Consider the following 18,378-nt stretch of genomic DNA (forward strand, 5'->3'; position numbering starts at 1 on the left):
CGTCAGTAGCTGGTACGGATACAATACCCCGGGTGATGCGTCATACGCGCAAATGTCATCGGCTGCCCGTCTTTCCAGGTAGTGCGCTCCAGTTGGATCATAGAAGCACCGGTTGTGGTGCCCATGTACTCGGCCAAGCGACTGTCAGCCGAGATTGCGCAGAACGCGATTTCGGCTTCGGTAAAGGGGGACGCGTTCAGCAACCATTCATGCGGGCCGCTTTTGCTCAGGTCGGCATGCTCTACGTCAGGAACGGCTTCGATATTGATCCAACGCTCTTCCAGTTGAAACGGGCGGTTGTCCGCATAGTGCATACAGATCACGTGCAGCACGCGGGCGTCAGGCTCAACGTTGAGTTGTGAGGTCAGCCAGCCAGGGCTGTAGACAAGGTTACGTTCGACCAGCGCGTAGCGGTAAGCGGAATTTTGGCTTTCAACGGCTTGACGGGCCAGAGAAATTTCCAGCTTGGCCTGCTTTCGCGGCTCTTTCTTGACGCGGGTCCCGCTTTTGCGTTTACGTTCGACAAATCCTTGGTCCGCAAGTTCGCGCAAGGCACGATTCACGGTGGCGCGGGCGCAATTGAATTCCTCGGCCAATTGTGTTTCCGTTGGCAAAAGCGATCCCTGAGGCCAGACGCGCGCCTCGATCCGCCTTTTCACCTCGTCCCGAACAACCTGAAAACTAATCCGTTTTTGCGAAGTCACGTAGAACAATACCTTTTCTATTTCAAAGTGTGCGTATCTGGTCAGAAACACGCCATGGTGTAAAGAGAGGGTGACACTATTTGGCGTCATTTCTTCATATTGTGGCTTAAGAAATATCAAATTAATACTGACAGTTACCATTGACCTCGGGTCAACGCATCGGGTTTGTCTGGCTTTACCTTCGCGACGAGACGGTGCAGAAACGAACAAACGTCAGGAAAGGACAGGAAATGCCTGCATTGCTGGAACATGTTGACCCGGATGGTCTCGAAGAGTTTTCGGTTGTTTTTACGGACCGGTCACTCAATCACATGTCGGCGAGCTTTCAGCAGGTGATGCGTGATATATCGGGGTTACTGCGCGAGGTGTATAACGCCGACGGGGTGGCTGTCATTCCGGGCGGTGGCTCATATGGGATGGAGGCCGTTGCCCGACAGTTTGCGCGTGGGGCCAATGCTCTAGTAGTACGCAACGGTTGGTTTTCCTATCGCTGGAGTCAGATCCTTGAAACCGGGGGGCTGACAGCGAATGCAACGGTGCTGAAGGCGCGGGAGACCGGTAACAGCAGTCCGTCCCCCTTCGCCCCCGCACCGATCGAAGAGGTTGTGGCGACCATTCGCGAACAGCGCCCTGACATCGTTTTTGCACCGCATGTCGAAACTGCTGCCGGGGTGATTTTGCCGGATGACTACGTGACCGCCATGGCCGCCGCCGCGCATGAGGTCGGCGCGTTGATGGTTCTGGACTGTATTGCTTCGGGTTGTGTCTGGATTGACATGAAAGCGACCGGCGTAGACGTTCTGATCTCGGCCCCGCAAAAGGGGTGGAGCGCATCGCCATGTGCCGGACTGGTGATGCTGTCGGAACGGGCCGAGGCGCGTCTGGCCGAGACGACATCAGACAGTTTTGCCATCGACCTGAAGAAATGGCGTCAGATCATGCAAGCCTACGAAAACGGAGGCCACGCCTATCACGCGACCATGCCGACGGACGCATTGCGCGCGTTCCGCGATACAATGGTTGAGACACGGGATTACGGGTTCGAAAAGCTGCGTGCAGCGCAATGGGCTCTGGGAGATGGCGTTCGGGCGGTGCTCAAGGATATGGGCATCATGTCAGTTGCTGCCGATGGGTTTGGCGCGCCGGGCGTGGTGGTCAGCTATACGTCGGATCCCGAGATCCAGAACGGCAAGAAATTCGCCGCTCTGGGCATGCAGATTGCGGCCGGGGTACCGCTGCAATGTGACGAGCCCGAAGGATTCAGCACGTTCCGTCTGGGCCTGTTCGGTCTGGACAAGCTGTATGATGTCGACGGCACGATTGCACGGTTGAAACGCGTGCTGGATCAGGTTCTGTAACGCCCAGCGGGCTTCAGCGCACGCCGAGGCCCATCTGCATCAGAGTCTTCCGTACAGGTGGCAGGGAATAGAGCGCATTCAGTCCCATGGCCCGCGCATCCCGCAAAGGGCGCGCTTCGATCATCGAGGCGCGGTTCAGCAAGTCGATGCCTTTGACGCGCAGCGCAATCTCGTTGTGGCGGGCCTTGTGATACGCCTCGAGCATCTGTGCGTCTCCCAGCCCTTCGGGGCGGGCTTGCGCCTGGTCCAGCAGACTACGCAGATCGCCAAGTGACATGTTCAAACCCTGCGCACCAATCGGGGGCACCACATGGGCAGCTTCGGCCATCAGGGCGACACGCTCGCCCGACAGGTGTTCAGCCGACTGGCTGATGATTGGCCAGATCGTCCGGCGTGAGGCCAATTTCAGCGGACCAAACAACCCGCAAGACCGTTCGGTCATTGCGGCCTCGAATGCCTCTGGTTTGGTGTTCAGCAATTCCACAGCGCGCGGACCGCGTTCCATCCAGACTATGGCCGAGGAGGGCTGGCCCTTCCAATCAGGCAACGGCACCAGTGTGAACGGGCCGCCCGAGCGATGGATTTCGGTTGAAACATTGTCATGAGGAATCGGGTGTGTGACGGCAAAGGCCAGCGCTTTCTGACCATAACGTGTGGTGTGGACATTGATACCCGCAGCCTCGCGCATGGGCGAGGCACGACCATCGGCTGCTACCACCAGCTTACATCGGACACGAGATCCATCACCCAGGCCCACACGCGCCTCGGCTGTGCGGGTGAACAGACTGACGGTGCCGGTGCCGGGCCGGAAATCGACGTTTGGCAATTCGGAAAGTCGCGCCACCATCTCGCGCCGCAACAGCCAGTTGGGCAGGTTCCAGCCAAATGGGTGTTCGGAAATGTCAGACGCGTTGAAATCGCGCACGACACGAGGTTCGGGTACCTCTCCGCCGGCATCTACGATGCGCATGATTTGAAGCGGTGCCGCGTGGGCCTCCAGTCGCTGCCACAAACCGCATTGTTCCAGCAGCCCTTGGGCCGGTTGCAGAAAGGCCGTCGTACGCAGGTCCGACCCATCAACATCCCGTTCCGTGATCGGAGGCGCGGGGTCGACGCAAATCACGTCGAACCCGGCGGCACCAAAGGCGGCAGCCGCGGTCAGCCCGGCGATACCGCCTCCGGAAATCAGGATGTCACAGCTGTCAGTCATGGCGAGTATCTCCGTTGCAGGCAGACACTAGTTCCGAACTGCTGGGCGTGCCAAGTGACATCCTGTCCCGTATCTCACCCGCGTGAAATCAGGATGAGGATCAGGAACATCATCGGGACCATGGCCAATGCCGGCAAGTACAGGCCCGGTATACCGAACAACATCACAGAACAGCCCCACATGCTGACGATTGCGGCGGCAGTATAAAACCAATCTCTGGCTGTTCCGTTGGCGGCATCACGTGCCAACCATCCAAACAGGGGGATTGCAAAAAACAGGCGCTGCCAGATGGGCAGGCGCCGAGGCATCTCGATCGCGCTCATGGGGGTCTCCGTTCTGTTCGCTGCTGATGCGCATATAGGGAGGATGCTGCACGTGCAGAATGAGCAGAATGTCGCAGTGCGTCAGCCTATCGCAGTCGGGCAAGAAACGCGGTCAAATCATCCGTGTGATGGTGAATGTAATCTGCCTCGTGCGGGTCCGGGGACACGTGTACGGTACGCATTCCCATCGCGTGCGGCGCGGCCAGATTGCGTGGATCGTCTTCAAACATGGCGGCAAGTTCAGTCTGTATGCCGTCCTGAGAAAAAATCGACTCAAATGCCGCCTTTTCGGGTTTGGGGCGATAACCCGCGTGTTCCACACCATAGATCGCGTCGAACAATCCGTTCAGGCCACGAGCCGCCAAAACGCGTTCTGCGTAAGGGGCCGAACCGTTGGTGTAGACGATGCATCGACCCGGCAAAGCGCGGATATGATCGGCTAACGCCACGTCGGGTTCCATATGACTCATGTCCACCTGATGTACTGCGTGCAAATAGGGAACGGGGTCCAGGTCATGTTCGGCCATCAGCCCGGCCAGCGTGGTTCCATATTGACGCCAATAGTGACTGCGCAGCCGATCCGCCTCGGGGCGGTCCACACCAATGGCCTGCACCACGTAATCCGTCATCAGCACCTCGATTTGATCGAACAGGCGCATATGCGGTGGGTACAGCGTGTTGTCGAGGTCGAACACCCATTGGGTGACGTGATCAAAGGCTTGTTTCACCATGAGTTCGGTTTAGGCCGCGCCGGTGCGGTTTTCAATGCCTGCTCTTGATCGTGGCCCCCTGTGACGGATAGACATGTCCGAACGAGGAGACAAAGACCCCATGCCCCAGAGCAAACAGTCCAACAGGGACGCCTACAGCCTGATACTCGAAGCGATTGATGTAGGTGTCTACAAGCCGGGCGACCGTCTGGTTGAAAGCGAGCTGGCCGAGCGGTTCGGCGTGTCGCGAACTCCGATCCGCGAGGCGCTGCAGAGACTCGAGACGCAATCGCTGTTGGAACGGGATGGGCGATCTCTGATTGTGGCGTCGCTGGATCACAACCAGATGGCCGAGCTTTATGTGGTGCGGCGCGAGCTTGAGGGCCTGGCTGCGCGGTTGGCTGCCCGTCATGCAACCGTAGAAGAGATCAAAGTGCTGCAGGACATGGTCGCGGCCGATGACGCGTTGGTGGATGATCCAACGGCCCTGTCGCGTGCCAATCGGCGGTTCCATGAGCAGATCCATCTGGCTTCGCACAACCGATACCTGGTACAGCAGCTTGACCTCGTGCATAGGACAATGGCGTTGATGGCGACAACGTCGCTGGCCGTTCAGGGGCGCGGTGAAATTGCACAGGGCGAACACAAGGGCATCGTCGAGGCTATTGCTGCCCGCGACGAAGATGCAGCAGGGCTGGCGCTGAAAGACCATATCTCGGTCGCCTTCATGACCCGCCTGAAACAGGAAGCGGTGCAGCGCGAGAAATAAGGTGTTTGGTGGTCGGAAATTCCTCGGCTGCGTGGCCGTGTTGTGTCTTGTCCCAGAAAAATGGTTTGACGGCCAGCTCCCACAACCCCTTGTACGCAGCCAGAACTCCTAGCGGGAAATAAAGTATCATTGTCGGAACCCACGGGATCAGGAATTTTCTGTTCCCGGCCGCAACCCCCAATGTCCCGACCAGAAAATTTGCCGCCTCAGCCAGAAAAAACAGGTAGAAGCATACCGACATTAAATCGTTTTGGATGATGGCCTGAAATGGGTGGGGCAGCCCCAAATAGGCGAGCCAGAGCACCCACAAAACCGGTGCTAGCAGAAATTGTCCTACTGTTCCGAGAAAGAATGCCTGAACGCCCAGAAACCGGAGCGCCCCCAGTTCGCACAGCAAACGGCGTGGTGATCTCATGTGTACCAAATAAGTGACCATAAACCCTTTGAGCCAACGTGAGCGTTGTTTGACCCAAGGCCAGGCGCGAAAATTTGCCTCTTCATATGTTGCCGTATTCACGATTTCGGTGCGATAGCCCGCGCGGCTGAGGCGGACACCCAGATCGGCGTCTTCAGTTACGTTGTGGGCATCCCAGCCGCCGAGCTCCAGCAGCTTGTCACGGCGAAAAAAAAACGTCGTACCGCCCAGCGGAACGACCAGACCCAGCCTGGCGATGCCGGGCAGAACGACCCGGAACCAGCCACTGTATTCTATGGTAAAACAGCGCGACCGCCAGTTGGTGCGCGGGTTGTAATAATCCAATGCACCTTGAAGGCAGACGACGTCTTCAGGGGCCTTGGCAAAGTGGCGAACAACCGTTTCGATCTGATCCGGCATTGGCGCATCTTCCGCATCCCAAACGCCAAGTATATCACCCCGACAAAAATCCAGCGCATAGTTCATGGCACGCGGCTTGGTCGTCAGGTCGCCCCTCTTTGGAACCTCGATCACACGTATCCAGCTCGGTAATTCCACATTGGATAAGGTCAGTCGCGTTATTTCGTCCCGTTCTTCAAGTACCAGAATTACATCCAGCAATGCCTTGGGATAGGTCAGCCTTTGAAGCCGCGAGATCAGCGCATCAGCGATTTCCTTTTCCTCAAATAATGGCACCAGAATTGAGACGCAGGGCAGGCCGGATTCGACCTTCTCCGGTGGCTCTGACGGTTTGGTGCGCGGAAGCAGATAGACGATCAGCCCAGCCAGTCGGAGAACCAGAAACATGACCAACGTCAAAACCGTTGCTCCCAGCAAGAGCGCCAAACCGAAATGGGGCAGCATGGCGCATATAGTGCAGAGCAAGATCAGCAAAACGACCGGTCCCAACCGCGAGCGAGCTGTCCATGTGCGACAGCTTTGTTCTTGGTCCACGCGCGCCTCCGCAGCCTGTGCCAGCGGTTCCGCAAATACATCTGCCAGCGCCTTGTCGATCTGACTGTTGCTGGCTAGCACCGGAATGGCGGAAAGGCTTTGTTCGCGCAGCGCGTTGGCAACAGTATCAAATCGGTCGGGCCGCCAGGTGGCAACCAGAAGCAAAGGCCCGACGCGCATCCAGGGAATGACGTTGTGCTCAAGCCAGAATTCGACTGGTTTGATCGCACAAAGGGCCGGGTCTGGGGGTGTTTTCGAAAAATCAGCGATTTGCAATCCACTTTGGTCAGAAAGGGCCGCAAGGATATCTTGTCGTCCGACCCAGCCTTCGCCCACCAGTATCTCTCCCAACAGTGCGTTTTGTCGGCGCTGCAGGTGCAGGGCTTTCGCCAATTGTTCCGGTGTTATGACGCCCTGTTCCAGCAGCCGCGCGCCCAGTGGTTTTCGGCCACGGGGACTGGGAACGGGACGTGCCGGTGCCAGACGTTGAAAATTCAGTTCGACCATAAAGAAACCCTGCCGCCGGTACTGTGCGACAGGGTTGCTGAATCAGGGTTAATGTCAGGTTAACACTGAACGATAGCCAGACTAGGCTTGCGCCTTTCTGCCTGCCATGGCGTTTGCAAAGCGTTCGAACAAATAGAAACTGTCTTGCGGGCCGGGAGAGGCTTCCGGGTGGTATTGTACTGAATAAACCGGACGATCAGACATTCGGATGCCGCAGTTCGACCCGTCAAACAGCGATCGGTGCGTTTCCACGACACCGTCTGGCAGGGACTGCGCATCCACAGCAAAGCCATGGTTCATCGAGGTGATCTCGACCTTGCCGGTCTCCAGATCCTTGACCGGGTGGTTGGCGCCGTGGTGGCCGTGGTTCATCTTGACGGTCTGACCGCCCAGTGCGAGCGCCAGCATCTGGTGGCCTAGGCAGATGCCAAAAACGGGCAGGTCAGTCGTGTCCAGAACCTCTTTGATCATTGGAACGGCGTATTCGCCGGTCGCTGCCGGGTCTCCGGGGCCGTTCGACAAAAATACCCCATCCGGATTGTGCGCCAGAACTTCCGCCGCTGTTGCAGTGGCAGGCAGGACGGTCACATCGCATCCGGCCGAAGCCAGACAGCGCAGAATGTTCCGCTTAGCGCCGAAATCCAGCGCCACGACCTTGTGCACTGGTGACTCTTGTGGCTGATAGCCATCGGGCCAGGCCCAACGCATCTCATCCCAGCGATAGCTTTGGGCGCAGGTGACGTCCTTGGCTAAGTCCATACCTTCCAACCCGGCAAAATCGCGTGCAGCAGCGACCAAAGCTTCGATGTCAAAATTGCCATCCGGATCGTGGGCCAGCGCCACGTGGGGTGCGCCCTGCTGGCGGATCGCCCGTGTCAGGCGGCGAGTGTCAACTCCGCCAATGGCGATACGACCGCGGCGTGCCAGCCAGCCCTTCAATTCTTCGGCCGAGCGCCAGTTCGACGGTTCGGTCGGGTTCCATTTGACCACCATCCCCTCGGCGACCGGATCACCGGTTTCGTCATCCTCGGGGTTCACACCGACATTGCCGACATGTGGAAAAGTGAAGGTCACGATCTGCCCCGCGTAAGACGGGTCTGTCATGATCTCCTGATAACCTGTCATCGCGGTGTTGAAGCACAGCTCGGCCACGGTCTGGCCGATTGCGCCGAACCCGATGCCGTAGAACAGTGTTCCGTCGGCCAATGCCAGACATGCGGTGGGCTTGGACGGGGCGTTCTGGGCCATGGCGCGACTCTCCTGTTGGGTAAACCGGCGCATTCCTAAGGGGGATACGCCGCTGGGTCAAGTCTGTTCAAATTTTAGGCTATTGTTGAATTTCAATAACTTAGCACTATTTGTATCCTGTTGTGTCGCGCTTTTTGTTTAGATATGTTCGGGGTTCCGTTGCCATGGGGATGGACAGACCAAATGGATATGCGATCAAGGGTGAATGCCGCCCTGAAGCAAGCAATGAAAGATAAGCAGGCGATGCGCCTGTCGACTCTGCGCCTGATCAATGCCGCGATCAAGGATCGCGATATCGCTGCGCGAGCCTTGGACAATGAAGAGGCCAAGGGCTGCGGCGATGCCGAGGTACTTGAAATTCTTGGCAAAATGACCAAGCAGCGCAAAGAAAGTGCGCGCGCTTATGAGGAAGGTGGACGCCTGGATCTGGCCGAGCGTGAGATGCGCGAGGTTGAGGTGATCGAGGAGTTCCTGCCCAAACAGCTGGACGATGACGAGGTGGCTAAAGCCATCCAGACGGCCATTACTGCCACCGGCGCGGGATCGATCCGCGACATGGGCAAGGTGATGGGTGAGCTCAAGACCCGGTACACCGGCCAAATGGATTTCGGCAAAGTGGGTCCTATGGTCAAAGACCATCTGTGCGCAGCGTCGAACGGCAACTAAAGATAGTTTACTGCGCGGCGGATTCGCGCAGTTTTCGCATCAACTCGTCATAAAGAGCGATGCGTTCGTCTTCGGACAGAAATGCCCCGATTTCGACTTCGCGGCCATCTCCGATGAGGGTAACATAATGTGGCACAGGGCCCCCGGTCTTGTGCATTTCCGGTCGTGCCCAATGACGGTTGCAGGACCACTCCTGATCGCCGGTTCGGGGGTCGTGATGAACTAGCCGGGCGTGGTTTCTGTTTAGCGTAAGAACTTCGAATACGCTGCGTGCGCGATAGTTCATTTCAAAGGCCAGCCAAAGGCCCAGGACTGTGATCAGCAAAAAGGGCAGAAGCCCCCATAGCAGAACCGAGCCCAGGACCGCGAAAAGGGGTATCAGTCCAAACAGGAACACAGCCAGCACCACGCCCATCGCGGCGCGTGGCGGCAAGGAATTATGCGGCCAAAGGCGCAGTTCCTGCTCGGCTTCCGACATCTGTTTCCAACGGTAAGGCATGGTTTGTCACATATCGCAGCGCGCACCAAAGTCGAAGGATTATTCGTCAGACGACGTGGCCAACCCGGGCCCAGGACAGGGCGTCCTCGAGCCTGTCATCGCCCCAGAACACTTCGTTCCGAACAACAAAACTGGGTGCGCCGAAGACCCCCAGTTTGATCGCAGACGCAGTTTCCGTTTCCAGCGCCTCAATTGTGTCCGGGCTGCGTGCACGGGCAAGGGTCAGCCGTGGGTCCTGCTGGCAACGATGCAGTGCTTCTGAAATTGCTTCTTCTCCGCCTGCTTCGACACCGTCCTCGAACCAGACGCGATAGAGAGACTGTGTAAACGACTTACCCCAGCCTTCTGTCATACCCAGCAAAGCAACCTGGTTGGCCAACGGGAGGTCGGAAATCGGATAGGGCGCGGGTAGTTTTGCGTGAATCTGATACTTCGCGGCGCGGCGTTCAATGTCGCGCCACATATAGGCAGATTTCACAGGCTTACCGGCAAAGGGGATGTTTTTCTGAGCAGACATGATGGTTCGCACATTGAACGGCTTCCAATGAACTGTGGCGTTATGCTCGTCGCACCATTCATCCAATCGCATGATGGTCAAAAAGCTGTATGTGCTTCCTACAGAAAACCAAAAATCGATTTCTGGCATGGGCTGACCCTCCGTCTGGCCGGGTGCATTGCCTGACACAGGATAGCCGATTTTTGTCGATCTGGCGACTGGTCAGCAGTTTTTTGGTATTGGCAAAAGTAAAACCCCGCCACTTGGGCGGGGTTTCAATCTCAGTGTGCGGGGCTTAGTGCGCGTGGCCCTTGTCCCAGTCTTCCTGCTTGGGCAGCTGCTCGAACGTATGTTCAGGCGGCGGCGAGGGCAGGGTCCATTCCAGCGTATCCGCGTATTCATTCCAGTAGTTGTTCTGGGTGATACGTGCACCACGGAACAGGGCGTAGAACACGATGCCGAAGAACAGCAGGAACGAGGCGAACGAGATGAACGCGCCGATCGACGAGACGTAGTTCCACAGGGCGAATGCCTCAGGGTAGTCGATATAGCGGCGCGGCATGCCCTGACGGCCCAGGAAGTGCTGCGGGAAGAAGGTCAGGTTGGCGCCGATGAAGAACAGCCAGAAGTGAACTTTCCCCCAGAATTCCGAGTACTGACGACCAGTTATCTTGCCGAAGTAGAAGTAAACTCCGGCAAAGATCGCGAACACAGCACCCAAGCTCATCACATAGTGGAAGTGTGCAACAACGTAGTAGGTGTCGTGATAGGCACGGTCCACACCAGCCTGCGACAGCACAACGCCGGTCACACCGCCAACGGTGAACAGGAACAGGAAGCCAAATGCGAACAGCATCGGTGTCTTGAACTCGATCGAGCCGCCCCACATGGTCGCGATCCACGAAAAGACCTTAACCCCGGTCGGCACCGCGATGACCATCGTGGCCAGCATGAAGTAAGCCTGCTGGCGCAGCGACATGCCCACGGTGTACATGTGGTGCGCCCACACGACGAAGCCCAGAACACCAATCGCGATGATCGCCCAGACCATCGGCAGGTAACCGAAGATCGGCTTGCGTGAGAAGGTCGCGATCACGTGGCTGATGATGCCGAACCCGGGCAGGATCACGATGTACACTTCCGGGTGGCCGAAGAACCACAGGATGTGCTGATACAGGATCGGATCGCCGCCACCGGCCGGATCAAAGAAGGTGAACCCAAAGTTACGGTCCATCAGCAACATGGTGATCGCGCCCGCCAGAACCGGCAGCGACAGCAGAATCAGCCATGAGGTGACGAATATCGACCAGCTGAACAGTGGCACCTTGAACAGGGTCATGCCCGGGGCGCGCATGTTCAGGAAGGTGGTGATCATGTTGATCGCGCCGAGGATCGAGGAGGCGCCTGATACGTGCACGGCAAAGATCGCAAGGTCCATGGACATGCCGCCTTCGGTCGTCGACAGCGGCGGGTACAGAACCCAGCCGACGCCCGAGCCGAGCTGGTCGTTACCGCCGGGGCTCAGCAGCGAAGCCACGCCCAGCGAAGTACCGGCGACATACAGCCAGAAGGACAGGTTGTTCATCCGCGGGAACGCCATATCCGGCGCACCGATCTGCAACGGCATGAAATAGTTACCAAATCCGCCAAATAGCGCTGGAATGACCACAAAGAACATCATCAGAACACCGTGATAGGTGATCATGACGTTCCACAGGTGTCCGTTTGGCGTGCATGGATCGGCCATGAAGCCTTCGAGGCACATGTACTGAACACCGGGGTGCATCAGCTCGAGCCGCATGTAGACGGTCATCAGAACCGAGATCAGACCGGCGATCGCCGAAACGACCAGGTAAAGAATCCCGATGTCCTTGTGGTTGGTCGACATGAACCAGCGGGTAAAGAATCCGCGATTGTCTTCATGCTCGTGACCATGAATGGCTGCGTCTGCCATTTAGGTGCCTCCTGTTGCAACTGCACCGCGCTGTCGGACCTCTCCAACGCGCGGGATTCCTGATGTTTTTAGATTGCGAGGGGGCGACCTTCAATGGCCGAGTTTGATCTGGATCAAGATTAATTGTCGCGGGGCAGGGGGTGCCCAGCGGGAAATCGATCTCAGATGCCGCTTATCTGGGTATTGCCCGCGATAAATCAAGAGATGCATCGGCATACAATTTCAACCTTGACCCACAGGGGGTAGAGCCGCAGAAGAAAGGGTAATCTCAGGACCGGAGAGCCAAAATGACAGCCTATGATCCCGAAAACATCTTTGCCAAGATCTTGCGTGGGGAAATCCCGGCATCGCGCGTCTATGAAGATGATGAGACACTGGCCTTCATGGATATCATGCCGCGTTCAGACGGGCATCTGTTGGTCATTCCCAAGACGCCGTGCCGAAATATACTGGATGCCTCACCTGCGCAGCTGACCGCTGCAATGGCAACTGTCCAGAAACTTGCCGGAGCCGCCAAGGAAGCTTTTGACGCCGACGGTGTCACCATCCAACAGTTCAACGAAGAAGCTGGTGGGCAGGAGGTCTTTCACCTGCATTTCCACGTATTGCCCCGCTTTGACGGTGTTGCATTGCGCCCACCCGGCAAAATGGGTGATTTCGATCTGATTGCCGAACATGCAGAGAAAGTTCGAGCTGCTTTGACCTGATGCTACAATGCACTGGTTCAGACCTTTTGCACACGTCGTGGTTTCAAAACGGGTTTAACACGGCACAGACGTGATCGCGTTGCTCGTCGCATGATGCGTGGAAACTCGTTTTCAAGACGCCTTGACCTACTGATGAGGTCTGCCAATCAGCCGGCTGTCGTTCTGCAATGCCATGGGCGCAATTCAAGTCAGATCCTTGCGGGCCTTCCAACGTCGGCAATGCCTCGATATCGGGTGGCTCGTCAGATTTCTTACCCCGGACATGCAGGAACGCGAACCAGCCCTGACGGCCCATTTGGTCATTGCGGGTGAGTATTGGTCACGTGCAGGGGACGTTCAGGCCGGCGTCAGCCAGATTGCGCGATCAGTTTACAATTGGTCATACAACGCTGGAGCTGGAATGCGTGGATCGGGCCTGCGTTGGTCCCGCGCGTTTCGGACATCTGGAAAGTCAAAGGTCCTAAAAAGAGAATTGCCGTTCCGATATGGGGTGGGTTTTCATGGCAAAAAAGAGCCAGTTAAAACAATTAATTACAAATAACGGCTTGTTAAAGTTGTCCTGAAAGTTGTCCTGAAACCTGACGCCAAACGAAAAAGCCGCGCTGAGAGGCGCGGCTTTTGTGTTGTCCTGGTGTGTTGTTCCCAGCTTCGCTTCCATTTTTTCGGCGTCAAACTACGCGGATCGTGAACACTATTACGTTGCTTATCGTTGGTTTTGTCGCCTCGATCTGACGGATCGAGTGCCGGATCATTCGACCTTTTCCAAAAACCGCCATGGTCGGTTCCGTGAGAGTGAACTCTTGCGGTACGTGTTCGAAACGACAGTGGCACGGTGCATTGCAGAAGGTTTGGTCAGCGGCCAGCGTATGGCGATTGATGCCAGCTTGATTGAGGCGGAGGCGACCAAGCAATATTAAGCATCACAGGAAGAATGGGATGCTGCACGGATCGATGCCAAGACCGCACCGCGTGCTGTTCGGGAATATCTGGAAACTCTGGATGAGGCCGCGTTTGGTGCTGCGTCGCCGGTCAAGCCTAAGTTCATTTCATATTCCGACCCTGCCAGCCAATGGACAGCGGCGCACAAGGCGCCAGCGTTCTTTGCGTATTCCGATAACTACCTCATCGATACAGATCACAGCGTGATTGTGGATGTCGAAGCGACCAGGTCCATCCTGCAGGCCGAAGTGGGGTCGACAAAGACCATGCTGGACCGGGTTAAAAGGCGGTTCGACTTTCACCCTGAGAGGCTGATCGCAGACACGGCCTACGGATCTGGCCCGATGTTGGGCTGGCTGGTTGATCGTAAGATCGCGCCTCATATTCCGGTGATCGACAAGGCCGGACGCCCTGATGGCACATGGTCCCGCACTGACTTTGAATGGGATGCCGAAAACGATCAATACATCTGTCCCGAGGGCCATGCACTGAAACAGTTTCGCCGTAATTACTCAGATCCCAAGAGAGTCCCGTCCGGAAAAGGGACAGCCCGTTATCGCGCCCTCAAACAGACCTGCCAGACCTGCCCATCGAAGGCAAAGTGCTGCCCGAATACGGACGCACGTAAGATCACCCGCGAAGAGCACGAAGACGCCCGTCAACTTGCCCGCGATATTGCCAAGACCAGACAATACAAGGTCTCGATGAAACTTCGGAAGAAGGTCGAGATGCTGTTTGCCCACCTCAAACGTATCCTCGGGCTGGGCAGGCTTCGATTACGGGGCCCATGTGGTGCGAACGACGAATTTCTCCTCGCAGCCACCGCCCAGAACCTCCGTAAACTGGCCAAGATCTTTCCCGCACCGCAGCAAACGCGGAAAGCCTGACAAGAAAGGCGCTCGTACAGTGGTCAGCGCCAAACGTTCTGCACCAGCAATACGTTGTTTTTCCACAGAATCCGGACTAAGCCGCCGTTCGCCGCAGTTTCAAGCGTTTGTCACATCACGTAGCGGCAATGCATAGATCCACAATAGGTCTCATGGCTGTCCTCAGAAGCCAGAAATGCACCTTTTTTGCTCCCACTAAGGGATCACGCTGTTAGAAATTTTGCAGGCTTTGTGCGCAGGCTTCTCCCTCAAAGCGGGAGAAGCGGTTTAGCTTGTCAGAAGTCGAGATGTCGAGGCGCTACTCTAAGCATCGAGCTTGTTTCCACGTGGCTTGCTAAAATCCACCGCTTGTTTCAGGATGCTGCCTTAATTTTCTCGACTGCCTCGTCGGTGGTCCAGAGACCGTTAGCAACATAACGGAAATTGATTAATGCTGCCAGATACCCGTCCCCTTCCGGAAGCTTCGCTGCCGCGGTGGCATCGCGAACAACAGCCACTTGATAACCCTGCTCCAATAGCTCGTATAGATGGGCCTGCAGACACAGATTGGCTGACATGCCCGCCAAGATGACTTTCGAAACACCATGTTTACGTAATTGTAAACTGAGGTCGTTGTTTTCGGGGCCGTAGACTTTGTGCGGGCTGGCGACGATGGTCTCCCCGTCTAGAATGTACTCTTTGTACTGTGGCATAAAGTCAGCGCCAGAGCCGTCGAAGCCGTCAAGTGTCAACGGACCTTTCCGATCAAACATTCCGATCTTGTGCATCAGTTTTTCGAGTGGACCACCGAAGGTCCAGCCATGATCAGACGGGTAATAGTAGTGAGGGGAAATGGCGATCGTCATTCCGCGGGCCTTTGCAGCTTCAAACAGACGCCCAATGTTTTCGACCGTGTTATGTTCCTGAACAGACGCTCCGACAACTCCCCAGGTGACGCCATCTTCACTCAGAAAGTCCACCTGCGGGTCGGTTACGACTAACGCAGTATCGGACAATCCGACTTCCACGTCAGTCGGCGGCAGTGCTGGTTCACTTGGATCAGAATAAGAACTGTCTGGATCTGAAGCCGCAAGTGCTTTTCCGGAAAGCAAAGCACCACCGGCGGCCAGGGCGACAGTGCTGGTCAATAGCTCACGACGGCCGATTTCAGTTTGATTGTCGCAATTTGGGTCGGTGCACATGACACTTTCTCCTTGAATGGACCGAAACTGCGAACATAATAAGAAAAAGACCGTGCCTTATCGTCTGAAAGGCGTCTTCTGGAACTGAGAGGGGGCGGTCAGACATGTCCATCGAACGCGTTCTGGAGACCCTGGAAATCAAAATGAGTCCCTTCGCCCTATGCGAATTGCGTGGGGACTGTCGCGTGGACTTTGGCGTTCGGCCTTTTGCTATTCTGCATTATGTACTGGATGGGTCGGCAACAGTTAACATTGGGAATAATGTTGACGTTCAGTTGACCCCAGGAACAGTGTTGCTGGCACCGGCCTATTTGACCTACGCTTTTCATGTGTGTGGTGCGGGTGGTGGTGTCCGTCCACGCACCTTGCCGCCAATCGATGGAATGACAAACATTGTCGTTGGCGATAGTTCGGTAGGGTCTCCTTTGTTTGCCATATGCGGACGCCTCGAAATCGCCTACCGGGGCAGTGGTGGAGCATTGAATCTTCTTCGCCATCCGATTGTCGAACATTTGTCACCGACAGACCGCGTGAGGATGGCGCTAGATCAGTTCGTCTATGAGGTTAGTCATCCGGACATAGGGACTCGAGCGCTGGCGGAATCCCTTCTAGAGCAATGCGTAATTCGACTATTTCGGAGGCGGCACATTGCTGGAGACCCGTCGTTGTGGTGGGTTGATGGTGCAACAGATGAAAAACTATGGCCTGCGATGGAGGCTATGCTCGAATATCCGGAATATGCCCATAATCTCGAAAGCCTTGCTGAAAAATGCGCACTGAGTCGATCGGTTTTTGCTTCGCGATTTGGCAAGGCGTACAAGATTGGGGCCATAGAAGTACTTCGGAAAATTCGCCTACGCAGGGCCGCCGAACTGTTAACCCGATGCGATCTACCCATAAAACGGATTTCATCTATGGCAGGATATCGAAGCCGGACCTACTTTTCGCGGGCATTTAAAGAGGAATTTGGCGTTTCACCGAGCGAATTCAAAAAAGTTGCGGCCGAATAAGGCTTTGCTGCAAAGTGCCGTTAGCTGCATCAGGCATTTGCAGCATCTAAATTCGACAATAATGTCCGCTCGGGCTCGTAGCGGACAGAGCGGCCATAAACATTATCTTGGGCTATGTCCGATATGGGCTCAGAGCGGTCATCCGACATATTCAGTGGACATTGACCCGGTTCTAACGGCCCCAAAGCCTGCTGTGCGGACAAAGTGTGAATTCGCTGCACTTGCGCCAACGTCGGCTTAGGGTAATTCGTCTCCGTGTAAACGCGCTTTGAATGCCTCTATTCTCTCAACCGCTTTTCTCGGCGGTTACTTGTGCAGAGACCACTTTCTCACCAGATGTTGGATCAACCAGCCAAGCCGTATCTTCATGCTTGCAACAAAGCCATTCGCGTTTTGTGGACGTCAAAAGGTAGACCTTGCTGGCCTCTTTGAAGGCGCTGAACTTGTTATACCTTTTATAGGCGTCACCCCAGAATCTTGGTCTTCCGTCCTGCCGAATTGTTTTAAGCGCGTCGTGATTGAAATACCGCTCCTCGACACTGACCAAAAGTTCGTGAAACGGTAGATCAACCCGCCACATCGTTTTTTCTTGTATGCGGCTTTCGTAGTCAGAAAGCGTATCCACAATTCCGCGGTGCGCCGCCTCAAGGCTCGCGAAATCTTGATAGTAGCAAAAGTTACACGCGCTTTGGACAAGTTCAGCACCGGCACGCGCGGTTTGCAGCCAGATTTCAGTGTCGAATTTCCGGACGTCCATCGTCAGGTGGTAAAGACAGGTGAGCGGACAATGCATTCGTTCGTTTCGCCCACGCGAATGTCTGTAAAAGCTGGTTGAATCTATTTCGATTCTGTTTTTCGAATCATCAATTTGTATCTGTTCGACGGGCGTTGCGTAGAACAGTTTGATTAACTGTCTAAGTCCAACCCCTTCATTAATTCGAAGACTTGGCTACGCATCCAGGCCGCCATCGGGGCGTTGTCGGAACGCTTATGCCAGATGCCGATGATCAGTGCCGGTTCAATATGCATCGGAGGTTCGAACACGTGCAGTCCGAATGTCTTGGCGACTTTCTTTGCAAGCTGCGCGGGCACAAGCGCAATGAGGTCGCTTTCGCTCACCGCGCGACAGACGCCACTAAAGACGGGCACGGTCATAGCAACCTGTCGCTGTCTTCCGACGCGACTAAGGGCAGCGTCGCCCATCGCGGCCAGATTCCCTTCGGGGGAAAACAACACGTGGTGGAGTGCACAGAACGTATCCATGTGCATCTGCGTCCCTTCCTGAAGCCCCTCAATCTTTGGATTTCCCTTGCGTGCGATAACGTGGAACGGCGAATGGAAGAGCGGCTTTCGATTGACCCAGTCCGGTAGTACCAAGTCCGGGATCAGCGCAATGTCAGCGTTGCGTAGTTCATGACTGGCCACATAGTCATTCGGAACCAGATCAACCAGTTGCGCTCGTAGATTGGGCGCTGACTTTTGCAGGAGATCACCCAAAGGTGGCATCAGAAGTTCCGCGAAAAAATCGCTTGCTGCGATCCGGAAAGTGCCTTCAGCGGTTTGCGGATCAAAGGTAGCCGGTGGAGCTAGCAAAGCTTCAAGACGTTCGAGTTCTTCGCGCAAACCGGATGCAATCCTGGCTGCATAGTCTGTAGCAACCAAACGGTTTCCCTGCCGGACAAAAAGGGGGTCGTCCAAGGTATGGCGAAGACGCGACAACGCACCAGAGACCGCGGATTGCGACATCGCTAGCTTGCCGGCCGCCTTGACGGTTGAGCCTTCGCGAAAGAGAGCGTCCAACACGCGCAAAAGATTGAGGTCGAGTGTCGCGAAATTCACCT

The 18,378-nt window shown here is 56.0% G+C and carries 17 protein-coding genes and 1 pseudogene; 6 read left to right on the forward strand and 12 right to left on the reverse strand.

The window, feature by feature from the left end; translation table 11 throughout:
* Positions 1-2: 2 nt before the first annotated feature.
* Positions 3-704, reverse strand: coding sequence for a histidine utilization transcriptional repressor HutC (locus tag AC2TDA_RS09330; RefSeq protein WP_480846108.1), 702 nt, complete (start codon positions 702-704; stop codon positions 3-5).
* Between the two features lie 230 nt (positions 705-934).
* Between AC2TDA_RS09330 and AC2TDA_RS09335 the strand changes: the two genes are divergently transcribed.
* Complete coding sequence (locus tag AC2TDA_RS09335; protein WP_480879040.1) at positions 935-2,062, forward strand: aminotransferase class V-fold PLP-dependent enzyme; 1,128 nt, start codon at positions 935-937, stop codon at positions 2,060-2,062.
* 13 nt (positions 2,063-2,075) lie between these two features.
* Here AC2TDA_RS09335 and AC2TDA_RS09340 read toward each other — a convergent pair whose 3' ends face one another.
* The 3 genes from AC2TDA_RS09340 to AC2TDA_RS09350 form a co-directional block, all read right to left on the reverse strand.
* Positions 2,076-3,272: a UbiH/UbiF family hydroxylase gene (locus AC2TDA_RS09340; protein ID WP_480879041.1), complete on the reverse strand. Its 1,197-nt coding sequence runs from the start codon at positions 3,270-3,272 to the stop codon at positions 2,076-2,078.
* Between the two features lie 74 nt (positions 3,273-3,346).
* Positions 3,347-3,595 (reverse strand): hypothetical protein, encoded by a 249-nt coding sequence (locus AC2TDA_RS09345; RefSeq protein ID WP_480846105.1) that lies wholly within the window; start codon positions 3,593-3,595, stop codon positions 3,347-3,349.
* Positions 3,596-3,681: 86 nt separating this feature from the next.
* Entirely contained in the window at positions 3,682-4,326 is a 645-nt protein-coding gene (locus tag AC2TDA_RS09350) for a pyrimidine 5'-nucleotidase (RefSeq protein WP_480879042.1), read from the reverse strand.
* A gap of 100 nt (positions 4,327-4,426) precedes the next feature.
* Between AC2TDA_RS09350 and AC2TDA_RS09355 the strand changes: the two genes are divergently transcribed.
* Complete coding sequence (locus tag AC2TDA_RS09355; protein ID WP_480846102.1) at positions 4,427-5,074, forward strand: GntR family transcriptional regulator; 648 nt, start codon at positions 4,427-4,429, stop codon at positions 5,072-5,074.
* Here the strand turns inward: AC2TDA_RS09355 and AC2TDA_RS09360 are convergent.
* Both AC2TDA_RS09360 and carA read right to left on the reverse strand, forming a co-directional pair.
* Entirely contained in the window at positions 5,031-6,950 is a 1,920-nt protein-coding gene (locus AC2TDA_RS09360) for a glycosyltransferase family 2 protein (RefSeq protein WP_480879043.1), read from the reverse strand. The genes AC2TDA_RS09355 and AC2TDA_RS09360 overlap by 44 nt on opposite strands.
* An 81-nt stretch (positions 6,951-7,031) precedes the next feature.
* Positions 7,032-8,198, reverse strand: coding sequence for a glutamine-hydrolyzing carbamoyl-phosphate synthase small subunit (gene carA / locus AC2TDA_RS09365; RefSeq protein WP_480879044.1), 1,167 nt, complete (start codon positions 8,196-8,198; stop codon positions 7,032-7,034).
* Between the two features lie 183 nt (positions 8,199-8,381).
* On the opposite strand from carA, the gene AC2TDA_RS09370 reads away from it, so the two are divergent.
* Complete coding sequence (locus AC2TDA_RS09370; protein ID WP_480846098.1) at positions 8,382-8,864, forward strand: GatB/YqeY domain-containing protein; 483 nt, start codon at positions 8,382-8,384, stop codon at positions 8,862-8,864.
* A 7-nt stretch (positions 8,865-8,871) separates the two neighbouring features.
* Here AC2TDA_RS09370 and AC2TDA_RS09375 read toward each other — a convergent pair whose 3' ends face one another.
* The 3 genes from AC2TDA_RS09375 to ctaD form a co-directional block, all read right to left on the reverse strand.
* The gene (locus tag AC2TDA_RS09375) at positions 8,872-9,363 is read right to left on the reverse strand and encodes a DUF2244 domain-containing protein (RefSeq protein WP_480879045.1); all 492 of its coding nucleotides are present in this window, start codon (positions 9,361-9,363) and stop codon (positions 8,872-8,874) included.
* Between the two features lie 46 nt (positions 9,364-9,409).
* On the reverse strand, positions 9,410-10,009 hold the full coding sequence (locus tag AC2TDA_RS09380) for a DsbA family protein (RefSeq protein ID WP_480846094.1): 600 nt from the start codon (positions 10,007-10,009) through the stop codon (positions 9,410-9,412).
* Between the two features lie 145 nt (positions 10,010-10,154).
* Entirely contained in the window at positions 10,155-11,813 is a 1,659-nt protein-coding gene (ctaD, locus tag AC2TDA_RS09385) for a cytochrome c oxidase subunit I (RefSeq protein WP_480879047.1), read from the reverse strand.
* 287 nt (positions 11,814-12,100) lie between these two features.
* Here ctaD and AC2TDA_RS09390 point away from each other — a divergent pair, with 287 nt between their 5' ends.
* Together AC2TDA_RS09390 and AC2TDA_RS09395 are read left to right on the forward strand one after the other, a co-directional pair.
* Positions 12,101-12,520: an HIT family protein gene (locus AC2TDA_RS09390; protein WP_480846091.1), complete on the forward strand. Its 420-nt coding sequence runs from the start codon at positions 12,101-12,103 to the stop codon at positions 12,518-12,520.
* Positions 12,521-13,215: 695 nt separating this feature from the next.
* Positions 13,216-14,346, forward strand: a pseudogene (locus tag AC2TDA_RS09395) (IS1182 family transposase); the annotation flags it as partial.
* Between the two features lie 353 nt (positions 14,347-14,699).
* On the opposite strand, the gene AC2TDA_RS09400 reads toward AC2TDA_RS09395, so the two are convergent.
* The gene (locus tag AC2TDA_RS09400) at positions 14,700-15,527 is read right to left on the reverse strand and encodes a cysteine hydrolase family protein (RefSeq protein ID WP_480879048.1); all 828 of its coding nucleotides are present in this window, start codon (positions 15,525-15,527) and stop codon (positions 14,700-14,702) included.
* Positions 15,528-15,631: 104 nt separating this feature from the next.
* Here AC2TDA_RS09400 and AC2TDA_RS09405 point away from each other — a divergent pair, with 104 nt between their 5' ends.
* The gene (locus tag AC2TDA_RS09405) at positions 15,632-16,537 is read left to right on the forward strand and encodes an AraC family transcriptional regulator (RefSeq protein WP_480879049.1); all 906 of its coding nucleotides are present in this window, start codon (positions 15,632-15,634) and stop codon (positions 16,535-16,537) included.
* Between the two features lie 286 nt (positions 16,538-16,823).
* Here AC2TDA_RS09405 and AC2TDA_RS09410 read toward each other — a convergent pair whose 3' ends face one another.
* Complete coding sequence (locus tag AC2TDA_RS09410) at positions 16,824-17,330, reverse strand: hypothetical protein (protein WP_480879050.1); 507 nt, start codon at positions 17,328-17,330, stop codon at positions 16,824-16,826.
* Positions 17,331-17,443: 113 nt separating this feature from the next.
* Positions 17,444-18,376, reverse strand: a complete 933-nt coding sequence (locus AC2TDA_RS09415; protein WP_480879051.1) for a LysR family transcriptional regulator — start codon at positions 18,374-18,376, stop codon at positions 17,444-17,446.
* Positions 18,377-18,378 lie beyond the last annotated feature (2 nt).

The organism is Ruegeria sp. HKCCD6426, from assembly GCF_057221115.1.